The organism is Bradyrhizobium betae (assembly GCF_008932115.1).
Lineage (GTDB): Bacteria > Pseudomonadota > Alphaproteobacteria > Rhizobiales > Xanthobacteraceae > Bradyrhizobium > Bradyrhizobium betae.
This window is the reverse complement of sequence record NZ_CP044543.1, coordinates 2,751,252-2,770,458: the sequence shown is the minus strand read 5'-3', so window position 1 is coordinate 2,770,458 and position 19,207 is coordinate 2,751,252. Positions and strand designations below refer to the sequence as shown.

At 64.7% G+C, this 19,207-nt stretch carries 18 protein-coding genes; 5 read left to right on the top strand and 13 right to left on the bottom strand.

The features are described 5' to 3' along the window. Positions 1-5: 5 nt before the first annotated feature. Together soxY and soxX are read right to left on the bottom strand one after the other, a co-directional pair. Complete coding sequence (soxY, locus tag F8237_RS13320; protein ID WP_162006373.1) at positions 6-488, bottom strand: thiosulfate oxidation carrier protein SoxY; 483 nt, start codon at positions 486-488, stop codon at positions 6-8. A gap of 22 nt (positions 489-510) precedes the next feature. Next, entirely contained in the window at positions 511-867 is a 357-nt protein-coding gene (gene soxX, locus F8237_RS13315) for a sulfur oxidation c-type cytochrome SoxX (RefSeq protein WP_151645312.1), read from the bottom strand. A gap of 245 nt (positions 868-1,112) precedes the next feature. Here soxX and F8237_RS13310 point away from each other — a divergent pair, with 245 nt between their 5' ends. Further along, complete coding sequence (locus tag F8237_RS13310) at positions 1,113-1,787, top strand: DUF938 domain-containing protein (RefSeq protein WP_151645309.1); 675 nt, start codon at positions 1,113-1,115, stop codon at positions 1,785-1,787. Positions 1,788-1,919: 132 nt separating this feature from the next. Here the strand turns inward: F8237_RS13310 and F8237_RS13305 are convergent. Continuing rightward, positions 1,920-2,868 (bottom strand): IS630 family transposase gene (locus F8237_RS13305; RefSeq protein WP_151650542.1). Its coding sequence is split into 2 segments (ribosomal slippage): positions 1,920-2,531 and positions 2,533-2,868, totalling 948 coding nucleotides; the frame shifts between segments, so codons are not numbered across the junction. Positions 2,869-2,958: 90 nt separating this feature from the next. Further along, the gene (locus tag F8237_RS13300; RefSeq protein WP_162006031.1) at positions 2,959-5,028 is read right to left on the bottom strand and encodes a prolyl oligopeptidase family serine peptidase; all 2,070 of its coding nucleotides are present in this window, start codon (positions 5,026-5,028) and stop codon (positions 2,959-2,961) included. A 197-nt stretch (positions 5,029-5,225) separates the two neighbouring features. Between F8237_RS13300 and F8237_RS13295 the strand changes: the two genes are divergently transcribed. Together F8237_RS13295 and F8237_RS13290 are read left to right on the top strand one after the other, a co-directional pair. Continuing rightward, positions 5,226-6,473, top strand: coding sequence for an MFS transporter (locus tag F8237_RS13295; protein ID WP_015689222.1), 1,248 nt, complete (start codon positions 5,226-5,228; stop codon positions 6,471-6,473). Positions 6,474-6,683: 210 nt separating this feature from the next. Then, the gene (locus tag F8237_RS13290) at positions 6,684-7,913 is read left to right on the top strand and encodes an MFS transporter (RefSeq protein WP_151645305.1); all 1,230 of its coding nucleotides are present in this window, start codon (positions 6,684-6,686) and stop codon (positions 7,911-7,913) included. 112 nt (positions 7,914-8,025) lie between these two features. Here the strand turns inward: F8237_RS13290 and F8237_RS13285 are convergent, their stop codons facing one another. After that, positions 8,026-8,520 carry a VOC family protein gene (locus F8237_RS13285; RefSeq protein ID WP_151645303.1) on the bottom strand — a complete coding sequence of 165 codons (495 nt, stop codon included), beginning with the start codon at positions 8,518-8,520 and terminating at the stop codon, positions 8,026-8,028. A 90-nt stretch (positions 8,521-8,610) separates the two neighbouring features. Then, positions 8,611-9,156 carry a carboxymuconolactone decarboxylase family protein gene (locus F8237_RS13280; RefSeq protein ID WP_151645301.1) on the bottom strand — a complete coding sequence of 182 codons (546 nt, stop codon included), beginning with the start codon at positions 9,154-9,156 and terminating at the stop codon, positions 8,611-8,613. A 131-nt stretch (positions 9,157-9,287) separates the two neighbouring features. On the opposite strand from F8237_RS13280, the gene F8237_RS13275 reads away from it, so the two are divergent. Both F8237_RS13275 and F8237_RS13270 read left to right on the top strand, forming a co-directional pair. Continuing rightward, positions 9,288-10,487 (top strand): acyl-CoA dehydrogenase family protein, encoded by a 1,200-nt coding sequence (locus tag F8237_RS13275; RefSeq protein ID WP_162006030.1) that lies wholly within the window; start codon positions 9,288-9,290, stop codon positions 10,485-10,487. 148 nt (positions 10,488-10,635) lie between these two features. After that, positions 10,636-11,775, top strand: coding sequence for an acyl-CoA dehydrogenase family protein (locus F8237_RS13270; protein ID WP_151645297.1), 1,140 nt, complete (start codon positions 10,636-10,638; stop codon positions 11,773-11,775). 273 nt (positions 11,776-12,048) lie between these two features. Here the strand turns inward: F8237_RS13270 and F8237_RS13265 are convergent, their stop codons facing one another. From F8237_RS13265 to F8237_RS13230, 7 genes are all read right to left on the bottom strand, one after another. Then, positions 12,049-13,086 carry an amino acid ABC transporter substrate-binding protein gene (locus F8237_RS13265; RefSeq protein ID WP_151650541.1) on the bottom strand — a complete coding sequence of 346 codons (1,038 nt, stop codon included), beginning with the start codon at positions 13,084-13,086 and terminating at the stop codon, positions 12,049-12,051. A gap of 53 nt (positions 13,087-13,139) precedes the next feature. Beyond that, positions 13,140-13,733: a L,D-transpeptidase gene (locus F8237_RS13260; RefSeq protein WP_007597994.1), complete on the bottom strand. Its 594-nt coding sequence runs from the start codon at positions 13,731-13,733 to the stop codon at positions 13,140-13,142. A gap of 258 nt (positions 13,734-13,991) precedes the next feature. Beyond that, entirely contained in the window at positions 13,992-14,966 is a 975-nt protein-coding gene (locus tag F8237_RS13255) for a hypothetical protein (RefSeq protein ID WP_151645295.1), read from the bottom strand. Positions 14,967-15,237: 271 nt separating this feature from the next. Next, positions 15,238-16,248, bottom strand: a complete 1,011-nt coding sequence (gene cydB, locus F8237_RS13245; protein WP_151645291.1) for a cytochrome d ubiquinol oxidase subunit II — start codon at positions 16,246-16,248, stop codon at positions 15,238-15,240. Continuing rightward, positions 16,245-17,654, bottom strand: coding sequence for a cytochrome ubiquinol oxidase subunit I (locus tag F8237_RS13240; RefSeq protein ID WP_151645289.1), 1,410 nt, complete (start codon positions 17,652-17,654; stop codon positions 16,245-16,247). Before F8237_RS13240 ends, cydB begins: the two co-directional genes overlap by 4 nt. Before the next feature lie 141 nt (positions 17,655-17,795). After that, positions 17,796-18,359, bottom strand: a complete 564-nt coding sequence (locus tag F8237_RS13235; RefSeq protein ID WP_151645287.1) for a thioredoxin family protein — start codon at positions 18,357-18,359, stop codon at positions 17,796-17,798. Positions 18,360-18,389: 30 nt separating this feature from the next. Continuing rightward, positions 18,390-19,088, bottom strand: a complete 699-nt coding sequence (locus F8237_RS13230) for a cytochrome c biogenesis CcdA family protein (RefSeq protein WP_151645285.1) — start codon at positions 19,086-19,088, stop codon at positions 18,390-18,392. Between the last annotated feature and the right edge of the window lie 119 nt (positions 19,089-19,207).

Here is a 19,207-nt window from a genome sequence, read left to right as displayed (position 1 = left end):
TCCTCCTAGCCGCCGCAGCCGCCGACTGTGACTTTCACCTCCTTGGTCGCGCTGTAAAGCTTGCCGTCGGCTTCCACGATCGCGGTCAGGTTGGTGGTCTTGGCCATCTTCAGGCGGTTGGCGACACCAGGGATCGTGCCGTCCGGAATCCTGTAGGACGCTGCGAGCGCGCTCGGGTTTTCGGCCACGAAGAACGAGATCGAGGTCACCTTGTCGAGCGTCGTCGTCACCGAGATCGGCACGACGCCGCCATTCTCGGCAATCTCGGGCGCATCCAGCTTGACCTTGTCGGAGGGCTCGGCGGTCCTGCCATAGAGCGCCTTGATCGCGTCTGCCTCTCCCTTCTGCTTGAACGCTTCCTCCGGATATTTGTCGTTGGCCGCGGCATGCGCGGGCGCGAACGGCAGGTTGCCCAGGCCAAGCAGCGCGACCGAGGCCGCGCCCTGAAGGATCAGGCGTCGCGTTGCGAGGGGGCGTAAGGTCATCAGAGATCTCCTGGCGTGCCTGAAGTCACAGGGTCTGCAGGAAATCAACGATCGCGCTGATCTCCTGTTCGGTCAAAATCCTGTTCCGGCCGAACGGCGGCATCATGGTCTGCGGATTGCGTTTGGTCTCGTCGAAGACGATCGCGATCAACTCGTTGCGATCAGGGTATTTTGATTTGATGTCCTTCAGCTCCGGACCGATCGTACCCGGCAGGTCGCCGCCCTTGATGACATGGCAGGTCAGGCAATTGCCCTTGCCGCGGTCGAAGGCGAGCTTCTGGCCGTCAGTCACGGCGGATTGCGCCCGCGCTGAGCTTCCGGCAAGGCCGGCGGCGATGGCCAGCAGGACGTAAAGGACGGGCGTCCGGGGAAAGGCGGTCAAGGCGTCATTCCGAGGCGTTATGTCGATGATCTCGTTTATGGAAATATAGTGCTCCAAAGCACAAAGGGCACCGCCTGACAATCAAGACTATGCAGGCGGCAAAATGGAGTTAATATCTTCCGCATTGCAACTAAAGAGATTATTTGTTCGGCGGATTCAGGCCCAGGGGCGCGGGCCGGCTGTTTTCAGGGCGTTTGGGCGCTCATGCTGTTTTTATCTCGTTCTCGTTTTCAAGGGGACCACAATTGGCTGAATATGTCGTCGAATTTGGCAGGGACGGCGGACGGGTCGAGTCGGATGGGCGGCTCGATGCGCCGGCGTTTCATCGCAATCACGAATCGCTCTGGGCGGCGCTGGAAAAACATCTCGCCGGTCTGACTGGCAACGTGGTCGAGCTCGGCAGCGGAACCGGACAGCACGTGGTCCATTTCGCGCAGCACACCCCCGGCCTGATCTGGTGGCCGAGCGACCTCAACCAACGCCACCTCAAGAGCATCGAAGCCTGGCGCGTTCATTCGGGCCTGCAGAACATCCGCAGTCCCTTGCGGATCGACCTCACCGATCCCGACTGGTGTCCCGAGCTGAAAAACGGCCAGGTGCCGACCAGCCTTGCCGCTTTGTTCTGCGCCAACGTCATCCACATCGCGCCATGGAGCGTGGCCGAAGGCCTGTTCGCCGGCGCGGGCCGCTATCTGCGCGCCGACGGCAAGCTGTTGCTCTACGGCCCGTTCAAGCGCGACGGCAAGCACACTGCGCTCAGCAACGCCGTGTTCGACACCTCCTTGCGCGAAGGCAATCCCGACTGGGGCGTGCGCGATATCAGCGACGTCGAGATGCTCGCGCGCGGCGCGCGCCTGGGTCTGGTCGATACGATCGACATGCCTGCGAACAATCTGACGCTGGTGTTTTCGCGAGGATAATTCGGGAAGTCGTCATGCCCGGGCTTGTCCCGGGCATCCACGTTCTTCGAACCTCGCGGCAAAACGCGGATGGCCGGGACGAGCCCGGCCATGACGTTGTGGAAGCTTGGGTGCCTCAAGCGCTAGAGCGTTTCACGTTTTTATTGAAGCGTAACCGGCGTTAGCAAAGTAGTTGGCGCATTCACGTGGTTGGATGTCCTGGACGAGGTGACCGATGTGGCGCCAAGTATCCTCGATGGTGCGCTTCTGAGCCTGTCGCATCCAGTGTTTGATCTTGGAGAAGGCCTGTTCGATCGGGTTGAGGTCGGGCGAGTATGGCGGCAGGTACCAGAGCCTGGCGCCAGCGGCCTTGATCATCTGTCTGACAACTTTCGACTTGTGGCTTCCGAGATTGTCGAGAATGACGATGTCGCCTTCGCGCAGCGTTGGCAGGAGGACATGCTTCACATAAGCGCAGAAGCATTCGCCGTTGATCGGCCCGTCGAAGACGCAGGGTGCCGTGAGTTGGTCATGGCGGAGCGCGCCGAGGAATGTGAGGGTACGCCAGTGCCCGTGCGGGGCGAAGCCGCGCAGGCGGGCCCCTTTGGGCCCCCAGCCCCGCAAGGGGGCCATGTTGGTCTTGATCCAGGTCTCGTCGATGAAGACCAGCCGGCCAGCATCAAGTCCGGCCTGCCAGGATCGCCAACGCTGGCGTCTATGAGAGACGTCGGCGCGCGCCTGTTCGAGGGCGAACAGTGTTTTTTTTGAACCGCAGCCCTTCTCGGCGCAGGAACAGCCAGACTGCGTTGTGCGAGACCTTGACCCCGCGGGATGCCAGCTCCGCCTTCAGACCATGCAGCGTCAGGTGCGGCGTCTGAGTGATCCGCTCGACGATGAAGGCGCGGTGCGAATCAAGCACGGGCTTGCGGTGACCGCCCATCTTGCCAGGCGCTACCGAGCCGGTCGTTCGATAACGCTGTGACCACTTCACAACTGAAGAGACCGCAACTCCAAACCGTTCCGCCACAGATCGGCAGCTCTCACCTTTGGTCACAGCGGAGACTGCGCGCTCACGCAAATCGTTGGAAATTGGTCGGACCATCGGATGCTGGCCTCCAGCCCAGCCAGCATCTTGAATCATATTCGCCCCTGATCCGGAATCTCTTCCGATTCAATAAATCTGTGAACCGCTCTAGCCCTCGCCGTCCTTCCACCCGATCTTGTCCTTCAGAAACCGGAAACCGATCACCTCAAACCCCGCGCGCTCCTTGTTGTCCTTGCCGTAGCCGTGGCCGCCCGCTTCCGGTTCGTAGAACCAGGCCTCGTAGCCCATCGACTGGAGCTTTGCCGCCATCTTGCGCGCGTGGCCGGGATGGACGCGGTCGTCGCGGCGCGTGGTGGCGATCAGGATCGGCGGATAGGGCTGGCCGGCTCTGACGTTGTGATAGGCCGAGTAAGTCTTCAGCCATTCCCATTCATCCGGCTTGTCGGGATCGCCATATTCCGCGATCCAGCTCGCGCCCGCGAGCAGCTTGGTGTAGCGGCGCATGTCGATCAGCGGGATGGTGCAGAACAGCGCACCGAAGCGCTCGGGGTATCGCACCAGCATGTTGGTGATGAGGATGCCGCCGTTCGACCCGCCTTGCGCTGCGATGCGCTTTGGCCTGGTCACACCGCGGCGCACGAGATCGGCGGCCACGGCGGCGAAATCGTCGTGCGACAATTTCTTGCCGGCGAGGCGGCCGGCATCGTGCCAGCGCGTGCCGAACTCGCCGCCGCCGCGCAAATTCGCCTGCACAATGGTGCCGCCGCGCTCCAGCCACAGCTTGCCGAGCGACGGGTTGTAGTACGGCTTCACCGAATGGGCGAAGCCGCCATAGGCGCTCATGTACACCGGCGCATCGCCGGTCTCCCGCGCGGGACCCGTCTGCACATAAGGAATGCGCTCGCCGTCGATCGAGATCGCCTCGTGCTGCGTCACCACGAGACCATCCGCCGTGAATGTCTTCGGCGCCTGCTTCAGCACGGCCGGGCTGGCGATACCGGGCTCGATCAACAGTAGCGACGGCGGCGTCAGCGGGTCCTGCACATTGGCGAGCAAATCGCCGTTGCTTTCGGACGGATGGCGGTCGAGCGGCCAGATGTCGACAACGCCGATCTGCGGGAGGCCGGGAAGCGACTCGCGACTCCAGCCGTGAGCGGATGGCGTGCAGATCTCGAATTGCGGCTTGAGCTCGTCGAGGATCGACAGCACCAGTCTGCCGCCCGCCCAGAACAGGCCCTGCAGGGCGCGCCGCGGTTCAGGCTCGAACAGCACCACGAAATCGCGGCTGCCAGCGAGGAACGCCGAGAGCGACATGCCGAGCACGGTGTCGGTGGCATAGGATCGGCCGTCGACCAGCCAGTCCGCGCGCAGCTTCATCGCGAACCAGTCGCCATGCGCCTGCATCCAGACGCCGGTCGGCAGATCGAGCTTCGTCGTGGTGCCGGCCGCATCGCGCAGCCGGATGGCGTGGTTGAAGAAGTCGATCTGGTCGATGATCCACACCCGTGGCGCCGCTCCGGTGTCGTCGGTCATTCCGGAAAGCGCCATGTGATCTGCGGTGGTCTCGAGGATCACCTGCGCCTGTTCAAGCGGCTGGCCGCGCCGCCACAGCCGAACGGTTCGCGAATATCCGGAGCTTGTCGCCATGCCCTCGCCATGGGCGCTGGACAGCAGCAGCGTGTCGGCATCGAGCCAGTCGGCGCCGCCCTTGGCCTCCGGCAGCGCAAAACCTTCCGCAACGAAGCTCTTGGTGTCGAGGTCGAACTCCCGCAACGTCACGGCATCGCTGCCGCCGCGCGACAGACCGAGGATGGCCCGCGAGTGTCCCGGCATCGTGGTGATGGAGCTCAGCAGCCAGTCCGCGCCTTCCTGCGCGGCGAGCTGATCGATATCCAGCATGGTCTCCCACGCCGGCTCGGGCTTGCGAAACTCCGCCAGCGTGGTGCGCCGCCACAGGCCGCGTGGATGGGTGGCGTCCTTCCAGAGGTTGTGCAGATCGGTGCCGCGCCGGCTGACATAGGGAATGTTGTCCGGCCGGTCGTAGATCGCCGCGAGGATGTCGCGGTCGCGCGCGAAGGCCTTTCCACCAAACGCGTCGAGCGTCAGCCGGTTCTGCCGTTCGACGAATGCGAGTGCGCGCTCGCCTTCGATCTCCTCCAGCCACAGCCAGGGATCGTCGTCGGGAGCGCTGAGCGTGGGCCTGTCGTCGACGGACATGAACGAAACTCCTGGAGAATGCGGCGGATAGGATTTGATCGAGCGCAAGCCGTCAAGAGCGCGGCCGGCTATCATGCCGCCGATTGCGTCAGGGGCATGGCCCGCGCCCGTTTGCGCCGGTTGTCCGCGCTCCCGCACCGCTCCATAGTGCCGGGAATCAACAAAACCCCTTTAAAGACCTTCGGGCGGAAATGCCGATGCTAGACGTGACTTCAGCCAACGAGATCGACGCCGACGCGCGCGTGCGTGCCAATGTCGTGCGCCTCGCCGCGGCGCAGGCGCTGACGGGCGCCAACTCGGCGGTGATCTTCGCCACCGGCGCGATCGTCGGCGCCACGCTCGCGCCCGACATGTCGTTCGCGACGGTGCCGATCTCGATGTATGTGGTGGGCCTCGCCGCCGGCACGCTGCCGACCGGCGCGATCTCGCGTCGTTTCGGCCGCCGCGCCGCGTTCGTCATCGGCACCGGCTTGGGGACGTTGACCGGCCTGCTGGGCTCGTTCGCGATCCTGCACGGCTCCTTCGCGCTGTTCTGTGTGGCGACCTTTCTCGGCGGCCTCTACGGCGCGGTGGCGCAGTCCTATCGCTTCGCGGCGGCCGACGGCGCCAGCGCGGCGTACCGGCCGAAGGCCGTCTCCTGGGTGATGGCCGGCGGCGTGTTCGCCGGCGTGCTCGGGCCGCAGCTGGTGCAATGGACCATGGATGTCTGGCAGCCTTATCTGTTCGCCTTCAGCTTCCTGGTGCAGGCCGCGGTCGCGCTGATCGCGATGGGCATCGTCGCCGGCGTCGACATGCCGAAGCCGGCACCGGCCGACCTGCATGGCGGACGTCCGCTGCTCACCATCGTGACCCAGCCGCGCTTCATCGCGGCGGCGCTGTGCGGCATCGTCTCCTATCCCATGATGAATCTGGTGATGACCTCGGCGCCGCTCGCAATGAAGCTGTGTGGCCTCAGCGTGTCCGATTCCAATTTCGGCATTCAGTGGCACATCGTCGCGATGTACGGCCCGAGCTTCTTCACCGGCGCGCTGATCGCGCGCTTCGGCGCACCCAGCATCGTCGCCGCCGGCCTGCTGCTCGAGGCGGGCGCCGCCACGATCGGCCTCTCCGGCATCACCGCGATGCATTTCTGGGCCACGCTGATCGTGCTTGGCGTCGGCTGGAATTTCTCGTTCATCGGCGCCTCCGCGCTGGTGCTGGAGACGCACCGCCCGCAGGAGCGCAACAAGGTGCAGGCCTTCAACGATTTCCTCGTGTTCGGCATGATGGCGATCGGCTCGTTCTCCTCCGGGCAGCTGCTCGCTAACTACGGCTGGTCGGCGGTGAACATGGTGGTGTTCCCGCCCGTGGTGCTGGGCCTCGTCGTGCTCTCGCTCGTCTCGTATGCGCGCCGTCGCCGGGCTCGGCTTGAGGCCGCGATGGGCGAGTTCCCGGACGCAATCTGATTTGGCGGGAGGCTGTCAGCAACGTTGATACTTCGATCGCTGTCGAAGTGATTTTCTGAGGAGAGTTAATTAGATGTCGTCATGGCCGGGCTTGTCCCGGCCATCCACGTCTTGGGCGCGGATCGAACAACGTGGATGCCCGGGCATAGGCGAGCGGAAGCGACGCCGTCCTTCAGACGGCTATGCCCGGGCATGACGGAGTAAGCGGCAATGCTCGACAATCCTCAACAGCCCACGATCGACGAATCCTCCCTCCGCTACGAAGGCTGGCGCATCGTTGCGGTCTGCTTTCTGCTCGCGACCTTCGGCTGGGGGCTCGGTTTCTACGGCCAGAGCGTCTATGTCGCCGAGCTGCAGCGCGCCCGGGGCTGGCCGACCTCGCTGATCTCCTCCGGCACCACGTTCTTCTATCTGTTCGGCGCGTTGCTCGTCGTCTTCGTCGGCGAAGCCGTCCGGAAATATGGCCCGCGGCTGTGCCTGATTGCCGGCACGCTGGCGATGGCGGCAGCTAGCGTTGCGATCGGCGCCGTGCGCGAGCCCTGGCAGCTCTATCTGGCCGACGCCGTGCTCGCCTTCGGCTGGGCCGGCACCAGTCTCGCCATGATCACCAACACGATCAGCCTGTGGTTCGACCACAAGCGCGGCATGGCGATCAGCCTGGCGCTGAATGGCGCCAGCTTCGGCGGCATCGTCGGCGTGCCGTTGCTGGTGACGCTGATCGGCCACATCGGCTTCGCCGGTGCAATGTACGCCGCATCAGGCGCCATGCTGGTGCTGCTGCTGCCGGTGATCCTTTTTCTCGTCGGTCGCCCGCCCGATCTTCACGGCTGGCCTGCGACGGCGAGACCAAAGCCGCAATCGTCGGCGCAGATCCGCGCCTGGGCGCTGCGCGATGTCGGCTTCCTCACGGTAACCATCGCCTTTGCCTTGGTGTTGTTCGCGCAGGTCGGATTCATCGTGCACCTGATCTCGTTCCTCGATCCGGTGATCGGCCGCGAGCGCGCGGCCATCGCGGTCGCCGTGCTGACCGCGATGGCGGTGGTCGGCCGCGTGCTGTTCTCGATGGTGATCGACCGCCTCAACCAGCGGCTGGCGTCGGCGCTGTCGTTCCTGAGCCAGGCGGCGGCGCTTCTCGTCGTCATCAACCTGCACAATGACTATGTGCTGATCGCGGCCTGCGCGGTGTTCGGCTTCTCGGTCGGCAACCTCATCACGCTGCCCTCGCTGATCGTGCAGCGGGAATTCGACAGTTCCTCGTTCGGCGTGCTGATCAGCCTGAATACCGCGATCAACCAGGTGACCTACGCCTTCGGCCCCGGCGTGGTCGGGGCCTTGCGGGATTTTTCGGGCGGCTATGCGCTGCCGTTCTATCTGTGTGTTGCGCTGGAGGTGGTCGCGGCGGCCTTGATCATGGTGCGCGGCAGAGCGAAGCTCTCGTAGGGTGGGCAAAGGCGCATAGCGCCGTGCCCACCATCTTATTCTCCGTTCGTGCTGAGAGGATTGGTGGGCACGCTCCGCTTTGCCCACCCTACGAGATCGTGCCCCTGCGGCATCACGCCTCCCGCTGCTTCAGCAACGCCTCGACATCCAGCCTCTTCGTAAACATTGCGAGCTTGCCATCCGCCCCGAACGGCCACTGCTCCCTGGGCTTGTCCCAATACAGCTCCACGCCATTCTCGTCGGGATCGCGCAAATACAACGCCTCGGACACGCCATGGTCGCTGGCGCCGTCAAGCGCGATGCCCGCCGACAGCACCCGATGCAGCGCATCCGCCAGCGCCGGCCGCGTCGGATAGAGGATCGCGGTGTGGAACAGCCCGGTCGTGCCGGGTGGAGGCGGCGAGCCGCCCTTGCTCTCCCAGGTGTTGAGCCCGATGTGGTGGTGATAACCGCCGGCCGCGATGAAGGCCGCGCCGGAGCCCATCCGTTGCATCAGCTCGAAGCCGAGCACGCCGCAATAGAAGCCGAGCGCGCGATCGAGATCGGCGACCTTGAGGTGGACGTGGCCGATCCTGGTGCCGGCGGCGACGGCTGGGCTCTGCGACATGGTGGTGCTCCGTTGATAAACTCCACATAGGCCCGGCTTCGGGACGACGCTACCAGCCTGTCCCGAAACCCATCGTTTCCGAATGAGCGACTAGGACAGCTCCGCCGTCTCGCCCTCCGGCAGCTCGAACGCGAAGGCGTTCAGCGTCATCGACACCATCGTGTAATAGCCGCACAGTCCGATCACCTCGACCACGCCGCGTTCGCTCAGCAGCTTCACCGCCTCGTCATAGAGCCCCTTCTCGACGCCATGGCCCTCGTGCAGCGATTTTGCGAGATCGTAGATCATCCGGCCCTTGGGATCGTCGAACACGGGCGTGCGGCGGTCGCGGATGGCGTCGATGATGTCAGGATCCATGCCGCCGGCCAGCGCGAGGCGTTTATGCGCGTACCATTCGTAATGCGCCGTCCAGTGCCGCGCGGTTACCAGGATCGCGATCTCCGAAAGCTTGGCCGGGAAGATCGTGTCGTAGCGCAGCACCTCGCCGAGCCGCGTGGCGTGACGGGCCATGTCGGGGCTGTTGAGCCAGGCCATCATCGGCGCCGGCGGCTTGCCGCGCTTGCCGGCAATCGACTCGTCATAGGTCTGCCGCTGGCTCTCGTTCATTTCGCCAGGCGAAAGAAGTTTCAGGCGCATTGTCGTTTCCTCTTTGTTTTCAAGCTCGCCGTCGCTGCGACTATAGCCGAATGCGGCCTGCGGAAGTGGTTGAATTCCACGGGGCGATGGCTCAGAGTCGCACCCAACAAGTTGTGATGATGGAAACGACCATGAGCGAGACTGAGAGCGCCGATCTCGAAAAATTCCGCAACGAGACGCGGGCCTGGCTGGAAGCCAATTGCCCGCCGGAGATGCGCAAGCCCGCAACATCCGACGCCGATGTATTCTGGGGCGGACGCAACACGAAATTCGCCTCGGAGCCGCAGCGCATCTGGTTCGAGCGCATGCGCGACAAGGGCTGGACCGTGCCGGACTGGCCGAGGGAATATGGCGGCGGCGGCCTCAGCGCCGCCGAGCACAAGGTGCTGCGCACCGAGATGGGGCGGATCGGCGCGCGTCCGCCGCTGTCGAGCTTCGGCATCTGGATGCTCGGGCCGGCGCTGCTGAAATACGGCAACGAGGCGCAGAAGAAGGAGCATCTGCCGAAAATCGCCGCGGGCCTGATCCGCTGGTGCCAGGGCTATTCCGAGCCGAACGCCGGCTCCGATCTCGCCTCGCTGCAGACCCGCGCCGAGAGTGACGGCGACGATTTCGTCATCACCGGCCAGAAGATCTGGACCTCCTACGCCAATTACGCCGACTGGATCTTCTGCCTCGTCCGCACCGACGCGAGCGCGAAGAAGCACGACGGCATCAGCTTCATCCTGTTCGACATGACCTCCAAGGGCGTGACGACCAAGCCGATCCTGCTGATCTCGGGCTATTCCCCGTTCTGCGAAACCTTCTTCGACGGCGTCCGCGTGCCGAAATCGCATGTGGTCGGCACTGTCAACCGCGGCTGGGACGTCGCGAAATATCTGCTGCAGCACGAACGCGCGATGATCTCCGGGATGGGTGAGCGCGGCGTCGGTCGCCCGCTCGGCCAGATCGCGGCCGACTCCGTCGGCTCCGATGCGCAAGGCAAGCTCGACGATGCGATGCTGCGCGGCAGGATCGCCAGCTTCGACGTCGATGAAGCCGCCCTTGCCGCCTGCGCCGAGCGCGCCGTCGATCTCGCCAAGGCAGGCCAGGCGCATCCGGCATTCTCCTCGGCGATGAAATATTACGGCACCGAGCTCAACAAGCGCCGCTACGAAATCCTGATGTCCGCCGGCGGTGTCGATGCGCTGGAATGGGAGAGCGAGCGCTCGAAGCAGGGCGCCCGCCCGCGCGCCTGGCTGCGCACCAAGGCCAACTCGATCGAGGGCGGCACCACGGAGGTGATGCTCGGCATCGTCGCCAAGCGCATCCTGGATCTGCCGGGGGCGTAAGCCTTTCCGACATTCCGGGGCGCGACGAAGTCGCGAGCCCGGAATCCATTCATCCACCAACTCTGCCGCCCGATGGATTCCGGGCCTGCGCCTTGCGGCGCATCCCGGAATGACGACGACAAATAGATTTCGAATCGGAAACACGCACATGGCCCTCGTCCTCACCGAAGAACAATCGATGCTCCGCGACTCCGCGCGCGGGCTGATCAGCGACAAGGCACCGGTGTCGCATTTGCGCTCCTTGCGCGATGCCAAGGACCCCACCGGCTTCTCCAAGGAGCTCTGGCACGCCTTCGCCGAGATGGGCTTTGCCGGCCTCTTGGTGCCGGAGGAGTTCGGCGGCAGCGGCCTCGGCTTCATGGAGGCGGGTGTCGTGATGGAGGAGATCGGCCGCACCTTGATGCCGTCGCCCTTCCTCGCCACCAGCGTGGTTGCGGCCTCGGCGCTGAACCGTGGCGGCAATGCCGCGCAGAAGTCGGAATATCTGCCGAAGATCTCCAACGGCTCGCTGCTCGCGACGCTTGCGATCGACGAGGGCGCAAAGCATCGTCCGCTCCAGACCAGCCTTCAGGCCGTGCGCGCCGGCAACGGCTTCAAGCTGAGCGGCGCCAAGGCGCTGGTCGTCGACGGCCACGTCGCCGATCTCTTCATCGTCGCCGCGCGCACTGCGGGCTCAGCCGGCGAACGCGACGGCCTGACGCTGTTCCTGGTCAATCCCAGGGCGAAGGGCGTTTCGATCGAGCGCACGATCATGGTCGACGCGCACAATGCGGCGCGGATCGAGCTTGCCAATGTCGAGGTTACCGCCGACAGCGTGCTCGGCGAAGTCGACCAGGGCGCTGCCCTGCTCGACGGCGTGCTCGACATCGGCCGCGGCGCGGTCGCCGCCGAGATGGTCGGCCTCAGCGAGGAAGTGTTCAACCGCACGGTCGAGTACCTCAAGAACAGAAAGCAGTTCGGCAAGCTGATCGGCGAATTCCAGGCGCTGCAGCACCGCGCCGCCGAGCTCTATGTCGACATCGAGATCACCCGCGCCGCCACGATGAAGGCGCTGCAGGCGCTGGATGCCGACGTCGCCAAGGCCGCATCAAGCGTCGCGGTCGCCAAGGCCCGCGCCGGCACCACCGCCACGCGCGCGGTGCAGGAAGGCGTGCAGATGCATGGCGGCATGGGCATGACCGACCAGTTCGACATCGGCTTCTTCATGAAGCGCGCGCGGGTCTGCGAGGAATTGTTCGGGGACGCGAACTACCACACCGAGCAGCTGGCGCGGACGCGGGGATATTGAGGCGCACCTTCGTCTCACACGCGGTGTCATCGCCCGCGAAGGCGGGCGATCCAGTACGCCGCAGCTTCTCCGCATACGATTGACGTCTCGGAATACTGGATCGCCCGGTCAAGCCGGGCGATGACAGTTGAGAGTGTGGAGGGTGCCAGCCCCAAGCTCGTCATGGCCGGGCTTGTCCCGGCCATCCACGTTCTTAGCGGTCTCAAAAACGTGGATGCCCGGGACAAGCCCGGGCATGACGTTTGAGAATGCAGCTTTCGTCGAGCGAAGGACTTACCGCATCGGCGGCGCGTACTGCACGCCGCCTGCGTTCCACAGCTGGTTCATCCCGCGCGGGATCTTCAGCTTGGACTTCTCGCCGATGTTGCGCTCGTACATCTCGCCGTAGTTTCCGACGTGACGGATGATGCGGACGACCCAGTCCTTGGTGAGGCCGAGCTGCTCGCCGTAATTGCCCTCGGTGCCGACCAGCCGCATCACCTCCGGCTTCTTCGACTTCAGGGCCTCGTCGATGTTCTCCGATGTGACGCCGAGCTCTTCGGCGTTGATCATCGCGTAGAGCGTCCACTTCACGATCATCATCCAGTCGTCGTCGCGCTGGCGCACGACCGGGGCGAGCGGCTCCTTGGAGATCATGTCCGGCAGGATCATGTGGTCGCCGGGCTTCGACAAGTTCAGCCGCAGCGCATAGAGCTGGGAGACGTCGGCGGAGAGCGTGTCGCACTTGCCGGTGTCGTAGGCTTTCACCACGTCGTCCAGCTTGTCGAACTTCACCTCTTCGTACTTCATGTTGTTGGCACGGAAGTAGTCGGCGACGTTGAGCGCCGTGGTGGTCCCGGCTTGCACGCAGACCTTGCTGTCGGTCAGGTCCAGCGAGGTTTCCTTGTTGCGCGCGCGCGGCAGCATGAAGCCTGCGCCGTCGTAATAGGCGACCGCCGGGAAATAGAGGTCGTAGTCGAGCTCACGCGCCATGCTCCAGGTCGAGTTGCGCGAGAGGATGTCCACCTTCCGGCTCTGCAATTCCTTGAAACGCTCGCCGGCGTCGAGCGGAACGAACTTCGCCTTGCCCGGATCGTTGAAGATCGCGGAGGCCACGGCGCGGCAGAAATCGACGTCGAAGCCGGTCCAGTTGCCCTTGTCGTCGGGAATCGAGAAGCCCGGCAGGCCCTTGTTGACGCCGCACAGCACTTCGCCACGGCGAACGGTGCGCTTCAGGGTACGGGTGTCGTAGAATTCATAGATGATGGCCAGGACGGCGACCAGCACGGCGACCGCGAGCCCGATCAGCAGGCCGCCTCGAAATGTGCGCATCATGTTGCTCTCTCGAAAAATCGGGAAAAGGAATATTCGCTAAAGCGAGGAGATCAGAGTTCGGGCTTCTGACGGATCACCACCTTGGTGCCGACAGGGACGCGATCGTAGAGATCGGCGACGTCGCGGTTGACCAGCCGGAAGCAGCCCGAGGACACCTTGGTGCCGATCGTGTCGGGCCGATTGGTGCCGTGGATGCGGTAGACCGTGGTGCCCAGATACATGGCGCGGGCGCCGAGCGGATTGCCGGGGCCGCCGGCCATGAAGCGCGGCAGATAGGGCTGGCGCTGGATCATCTCCGGCGGCGGCGTCCAGTCCGGCCATTCCTTCTTGTTGGTGATGTTCACCAGCCCCTGCCATTGAAAACCATCGCGGCCGACGCCGATGCCATAGCGGATCGCGCGGCCACCGGGCTGGACCAGATAGAGATGCCGTTCGGCGGTCGAGATGATGAGCGTGCCAGGTGCTTCGGTGGTGCGGAAGTAGACGACCTGCTTCTGCCATTCCGGATCGAGCTCATAGGCGTCGTCGGCGACCAGGCCCGGCTCGTCGCCGCGATCGGGCTGCTGGGCGTAAGCATGGGGCGCGGACAGGATCAGGCCGATCGCAGCCACAAACATCCCGGTCAGGCGACGAAAATCCGTCATTTCAGGCTCTCCCCGCGGCCAAGGCCAAAATCATCTGGAACCATCAAATCTCAGGGCCATCTTCATGGCAAGTTGATGGCACACCCGGCTGTTATGTCACGAGAATACTTTGGTTTTTTGACGAGCCCTTCGCAATGCCACAAGCAGGGGATGGCGCGAAAAGCAGTGTCGGCGACATTCCTCCGGGGATGGCCTGTCGAATCTGCATCCGTCATGGCCGGGACGAGCCCGGCCATGACGGCGTGGAGGCAGTCGGGACTAAATCCTGTTGCTCTCGCGCGCGATCCCCAGCCGCCGCACGATTTCGGTGCCCACCGCGCGGGCCTCGATCCTCGACCCGATCCGGGGGCTGCGAAACCGCTTGCCCGAGCGCAACCGGATCGTGACGATGCAGTGCTCGTCCTCGGACCGGCCGCGGCGGTCGACTGAGATCGTCTTCACCTGGTTCCCCTCGATATGATCTGCGCGCGGCGTGCCGTCGCCCCACAGGCGTTCGACGCGGATATCGCCCTCGCGGATGATCCAGAACGCTCCGGTGACGAGGTTTGCGTATCTGTAAACCGCGAACGCGGCGAGCGCGCCGAGCGGCAGCAGCAGGATGTCGACATGGCTGGGCGGCCATCCGCGCCAGAGCTTGTAGGCGTAGGGCACGGCGCACAGCGCGACGGCGATCAGCGCGACGATCCGGATGTCCCGCGCGGAAAATGCTTCGAGCGGCTCGCCGAGATGCATCTCGGCATTGCTGGCATCGAGCGGATTGACGGGGTCCTCGACATTGGGGACGTCGAACTGCGCGGCGATCCGGGACACGGTGTCACGAACATGGGTGACGTCGGAGATCGGCGGCGACGTCAGGCGCTCCCCCGAGACAAGCGTGAAGACGAGCTGAAAGCGGGCCTTCACCCGCTTGCTTCCAGGAACCTGCAATCCGCTGATGTCGTCCTTCGCGACGATCCGCGTGCGGAGCTTCCCGAACGGACTTTGTTGCCCGATCAGGATTTCGTTTGGTGTGATGATCCACACCACCGCCGGCGCCATCATGATGCCAATGACGAACCCCGTCCCCACCAGGAGGGCGACCACGGAGATGATGATTTCCAGGGTGTCGTGCGTGAACAGGCCCGGCGTGAAGCACAGCGCGACGGCCGCCGCAAAGCCGGACATGACCAGCCGCTGCGCGATCGAGGCGCCTTCACGAAGGCGAATGTCGGTGCTGTTGGTCGTGTCGTCCATTGCGGGCGGCTGATTTCGAGGCCGCGAAGCTCCACGGACGGGTCCGCGGAGTCAAGCAACAACAGCGGCATCACGACCTGGTCGCTTTCGTCGTTGCGCTCTCGTCGCCGTGCCGGAAACGATCCGGCTGGCGACAGGGCCGATCACTTCGGCGCAAGCCACAGTCTGAGAGCGAACGAAATCACGGTGACGGCGCCGACGCCCCCGAGCCAGAGCACGGCGAACCATATCAGCCGTCGCCCCAGCTGCCTTGCCTCAGCTTCGCGCGGCATCAGTGATAACCGCTCCCGGCCCGGACCTTGCCGCGGAACACCCAATAGGCCCAGCCGGTGTAGCCGAGAATGAGCGGCACCAGCCCGGCCACGCCGACGAGCATGAAGATCTGGCTGTTCTGCGGCGCGGCCGCCTGCCAGATCGTGATGCTCTGCGGCACGATGAAGGGATACATGCTGATGCCCAGCCCGGCATAGGACAGCGCGAACAACGCCAGCACGAGAAAGAACGGCCGGGAGTCCTGCTTTTGCCCGAGGCTGCGCATCAGGAGTGCGGTGACGGCGGCGACCGCGATCGGCACCGGCGCGGCCAGGGCGACATTCGGCCAGGCGAACCAGCGCTGCGCGTATTGAATGCTGAGAAATGGCGTGGCGATGCTGACCGCCGCGATCGCCGCAAGCATCGCAAACAGCAGACCCCAGCTCAGCCGGTAGGCCTTCTCGCGTAGCGCGCCCTCGGTCTTCAGGATGAGCCAGGTGGCGCCCAGCAGGGAATAGCCGATCACCAGGGCAACTCCCGTCAGCAGGCTGAACGGCGTCAGCCAGTCCCACCAGCCGCCGGCATAATGCCTCCCCTCGACCTGCACGCCCTGCAGGATGGCGCCGAGGGCGACGCCCTGCGCCAGCGTCGCCAGCAACGAACCTGCGGCAAAGGCAACGTCCCAGCGGTTTCGGGCCGCGGTGGTGCGCCAGCGGAATTCGAAGGCAACACCGCGGAAGACCAGCCCGATCAGCATCGCGATGACAGGTGTATAGAGCGCCGGCATCAGCACCGCATAGGCGAGCGGAAAGGCTGCCATCAGGCCGCCGCCGCCCAGCACCAGCCAGGTCTCGTTGCCATCCCAGACCGGCGCCACGCTGTTCATCATGACGTCCCGGTCGGCCTTGGCGGGAAACAACGGAAACAGCATGCCGAGGCCGAGATCGAAGCCGTCCATCACGACATAGACGAACACCGCGAAGGCGATGATGAAGGCCCAGACGGTGGCAAGGTCGACGGCGGCGGTCATGACGGCGCCCCCTGTCCCGCCGCGCCTGAGGCCGGTGTGATGCCGGCGGCGCGCGCCGGCATGGCGCCGCTTGGGCCCTGCTCGCCGTGATGGGGCGAAGCCGCCATCAGGCGCAGAATGTAAATGGCCCCCGCCGCAAACACGATGAAATAGACGATGACGAAGGCCAGCAATGACGAACCCACCGCGGGCGCGGCCAGCGGGGAGGCGGCGTCCGCGGTTCGCAACAGGCCGTAGACCGTGAAAGGCTGCCGGCCGGTCTCTGTCGTGATCCAGCCCGCGAGCACTGCGATGAAACCCGCCGGCCCCATCGTCAGCGCGAAGATGTGCAGCGGCCGGGAATCGAACAGGGTGCCGCGCCAGCGCGTCCACAGGCTGAACAGCCCGAGCCCGAAGATCAGGAAGCCCAGCGCAATCATGATGCGGAACGACCAGAAGGTGATCGGGACCGGCGGCCAGTTTTCGCGCGGCACGGTGTCGAGGCCCGCGAGCGGCGCATCGAGCGAATGCTTCAGGATCAGAGAGGACAGTTTCGGAATCTGGATCGCGTAGTCGACCCGGCCGGCGGCCTGATCCGGCAGGCCGAACAGAATCAGCGGCGCACCGTCCTTGTGGCTCTGGTAGTGCCCTTCCATCGCCATGACCTTTGCCGGTTGATGCGCGAGCGTGTTGAGCCCGTGCTGGTCGCCGGCCAGGATCTGGATCGGCGCGACCAGCGCCGCCATCCACATCGCCATCGAGAACATCACCCGGGGACCGGGCAGATGCGGGTCGCGCAGCAGGTGATAGGCGCCGACCGCGCCGACCACGAGCGATGTCGTCAGGTAGGCGGCCAGCACCATATGCACGAGCCGGTAGGGGAAAGACGGATTGAAGATCACCTTGAACCAGTCGGCGACCACGAACTGGCCATCGGCATTGACGGCGTAGCCTGTCGGGGTCTGCATCCACGAATTGGCGGAGAGAATCCAGAACGCCGAGATCAGCGTGCCGATCGCGACCATCAACGTTGCGAAAAAGTGCAGCCGTGGGCCGACGCGTTCGAGACCGAACAGCATGACGCCGAGAAAGCCCGCCTCGAGGAAGAATGCGGTCAGCACCTCGTAAGCCATTAACGGGCCGATGACCGGTCCCGTCTTGTCGGCGAACACCGACCAGTTGGTTCCGAACTGGTAGGACATCACGATGCCCGACACCACGCCCATGCCGAACGCGATCGCGAAGATTTTCAGCCAATAGTGGAACAGGTTGAGGAAGACCTCGCGGCCTGTCCACAGCCAGAGGGCTTCAAGCACCGCAAGATAACTTGCAAGCCCGATCGAGAACGCGGGAAACACGATGTGGAACGACATCGTGAATGCGAACTGCGCGCGTGCAAGCACGATCGGATCGAGGTTCGATAGCATCGGCGCTCCCGTCACAACCGGGCAGGTTGTGGCTGTGGGGGCGCCGATCTGGCTGCTTGGCTATGTCATCGCGCCCGGCCTGCGCATGATGGCCCATGCCGGGCTCTTATGCTATAGGACTCTTTGTCTAACCGCACGACGTCAGCTGTTTGCATTCAGCAGCTTTGCCACTGTGCGGTCGATCTCGTCGTAGCGACCTTCGCCCGCGTGCTGGAATACGATCTTGCCGGTCTGGTCGATGATGTATTGCGCCGGCCAATACTGGTTGCTGTAGGCGTTCCAGGTTTTGGACTCATTGTCCTGCGCCACCGGATAGGTGATGCCGTGGCGCTTCAGCGCCGCCTGCACGTTGGAGGCCGAGCGCTCGAACGGAAATTCCGGCGTGTGCACGCCAATCACGACGAGGCCCTTGTCCTTGTATTTCGCGTAGAGGTCGGTGACGTGCGGCAACGTGTTGACGCAGTTGACGCAGCCATAGGTCCAGAAGTCGACCAGCACGACCTTGCCGCGCAGGTCGGCGATACCAAGCGGTTTCGAGTTGAACCAGTTGGTGATGCCGGTGAAGTCGGGCGCGCTCCCCTGGCTGGCGGCCGCGACGGTGATCGGCGTTGCCGGCGCGGCCTCGTCACAGATGCCGGGGACGGCGGCGCCGGTCAGGGCGAAGCCGATCAGCGAGGCAGACACGGCGAGCAGTTTCAGGGTCATGGAAGCGTCCTCCGTTGAGATGGGAAGCGATCACAGGCCGATCTGGCCGGTGGGATAGAAGCCGGTGAGCCACGCCACGATCAGCGTGTCGTATTGGAAATAGGCGGCGACTGCGAAAGCGATCACGACGACGCCAAAACCCTGCTGCAGCCGCGGCGAGATCCGCGCGAGGCTGCGCACGCGCGTGGTCGCGGCCTGTCCGCCATAGGCGATCGCCAGCATCGGGATCGCGGCGCCGACGGCGTAGGCGATCAGCAGCGTGCCGGCCCAGCTCGCGTTCTTCGTGGTCGCGACCAGCGTCAGGATCGAGCCGAGTACGGGGCCGGCGCAAGGCGTCCAGACCAGGCCGAGCGTGGTGCCAAGCACCAGCCCGCCGAGCGCGCCCTCGCGCTGTGTGGCGCTGGAGTTGCCGAGATCGAGCCAGCCATTGAGCCGGATCGACAGCCACTCGAACGGCGCCGGCCACAGCATCAGCAGCCCGAAGCCGAGCAGCAGGATCGACGCCGCCTCGCGCAGCACGTTCGGATCGAAATCGAATGCCTGCGTGATCGCACCGAGCAGCAGCGCGGTCGCGGAGAACGAGACGACGAAGCCGAGCGCGATCATCGCCGGCCGCAAATGCCCTGCGCGCCCGATCGAAGCGCCGAGCAGGATCGGCAGCATCGGCAGCGTGCAGGGCGCGGCGATGGTGAGGATGCCGGCGAGGAGTGCGAAGAGAAGTTCGAGCATGGGACACTCGTGATGGGGGTCACGAGGGAGGTTCGGGAGTGGCGGGGCCGCCGTTACGCGGCGTCACACATTCGTGACGGGAGCCCGGGGTGGTCACCGCAAGCCCAAATACAAAACGA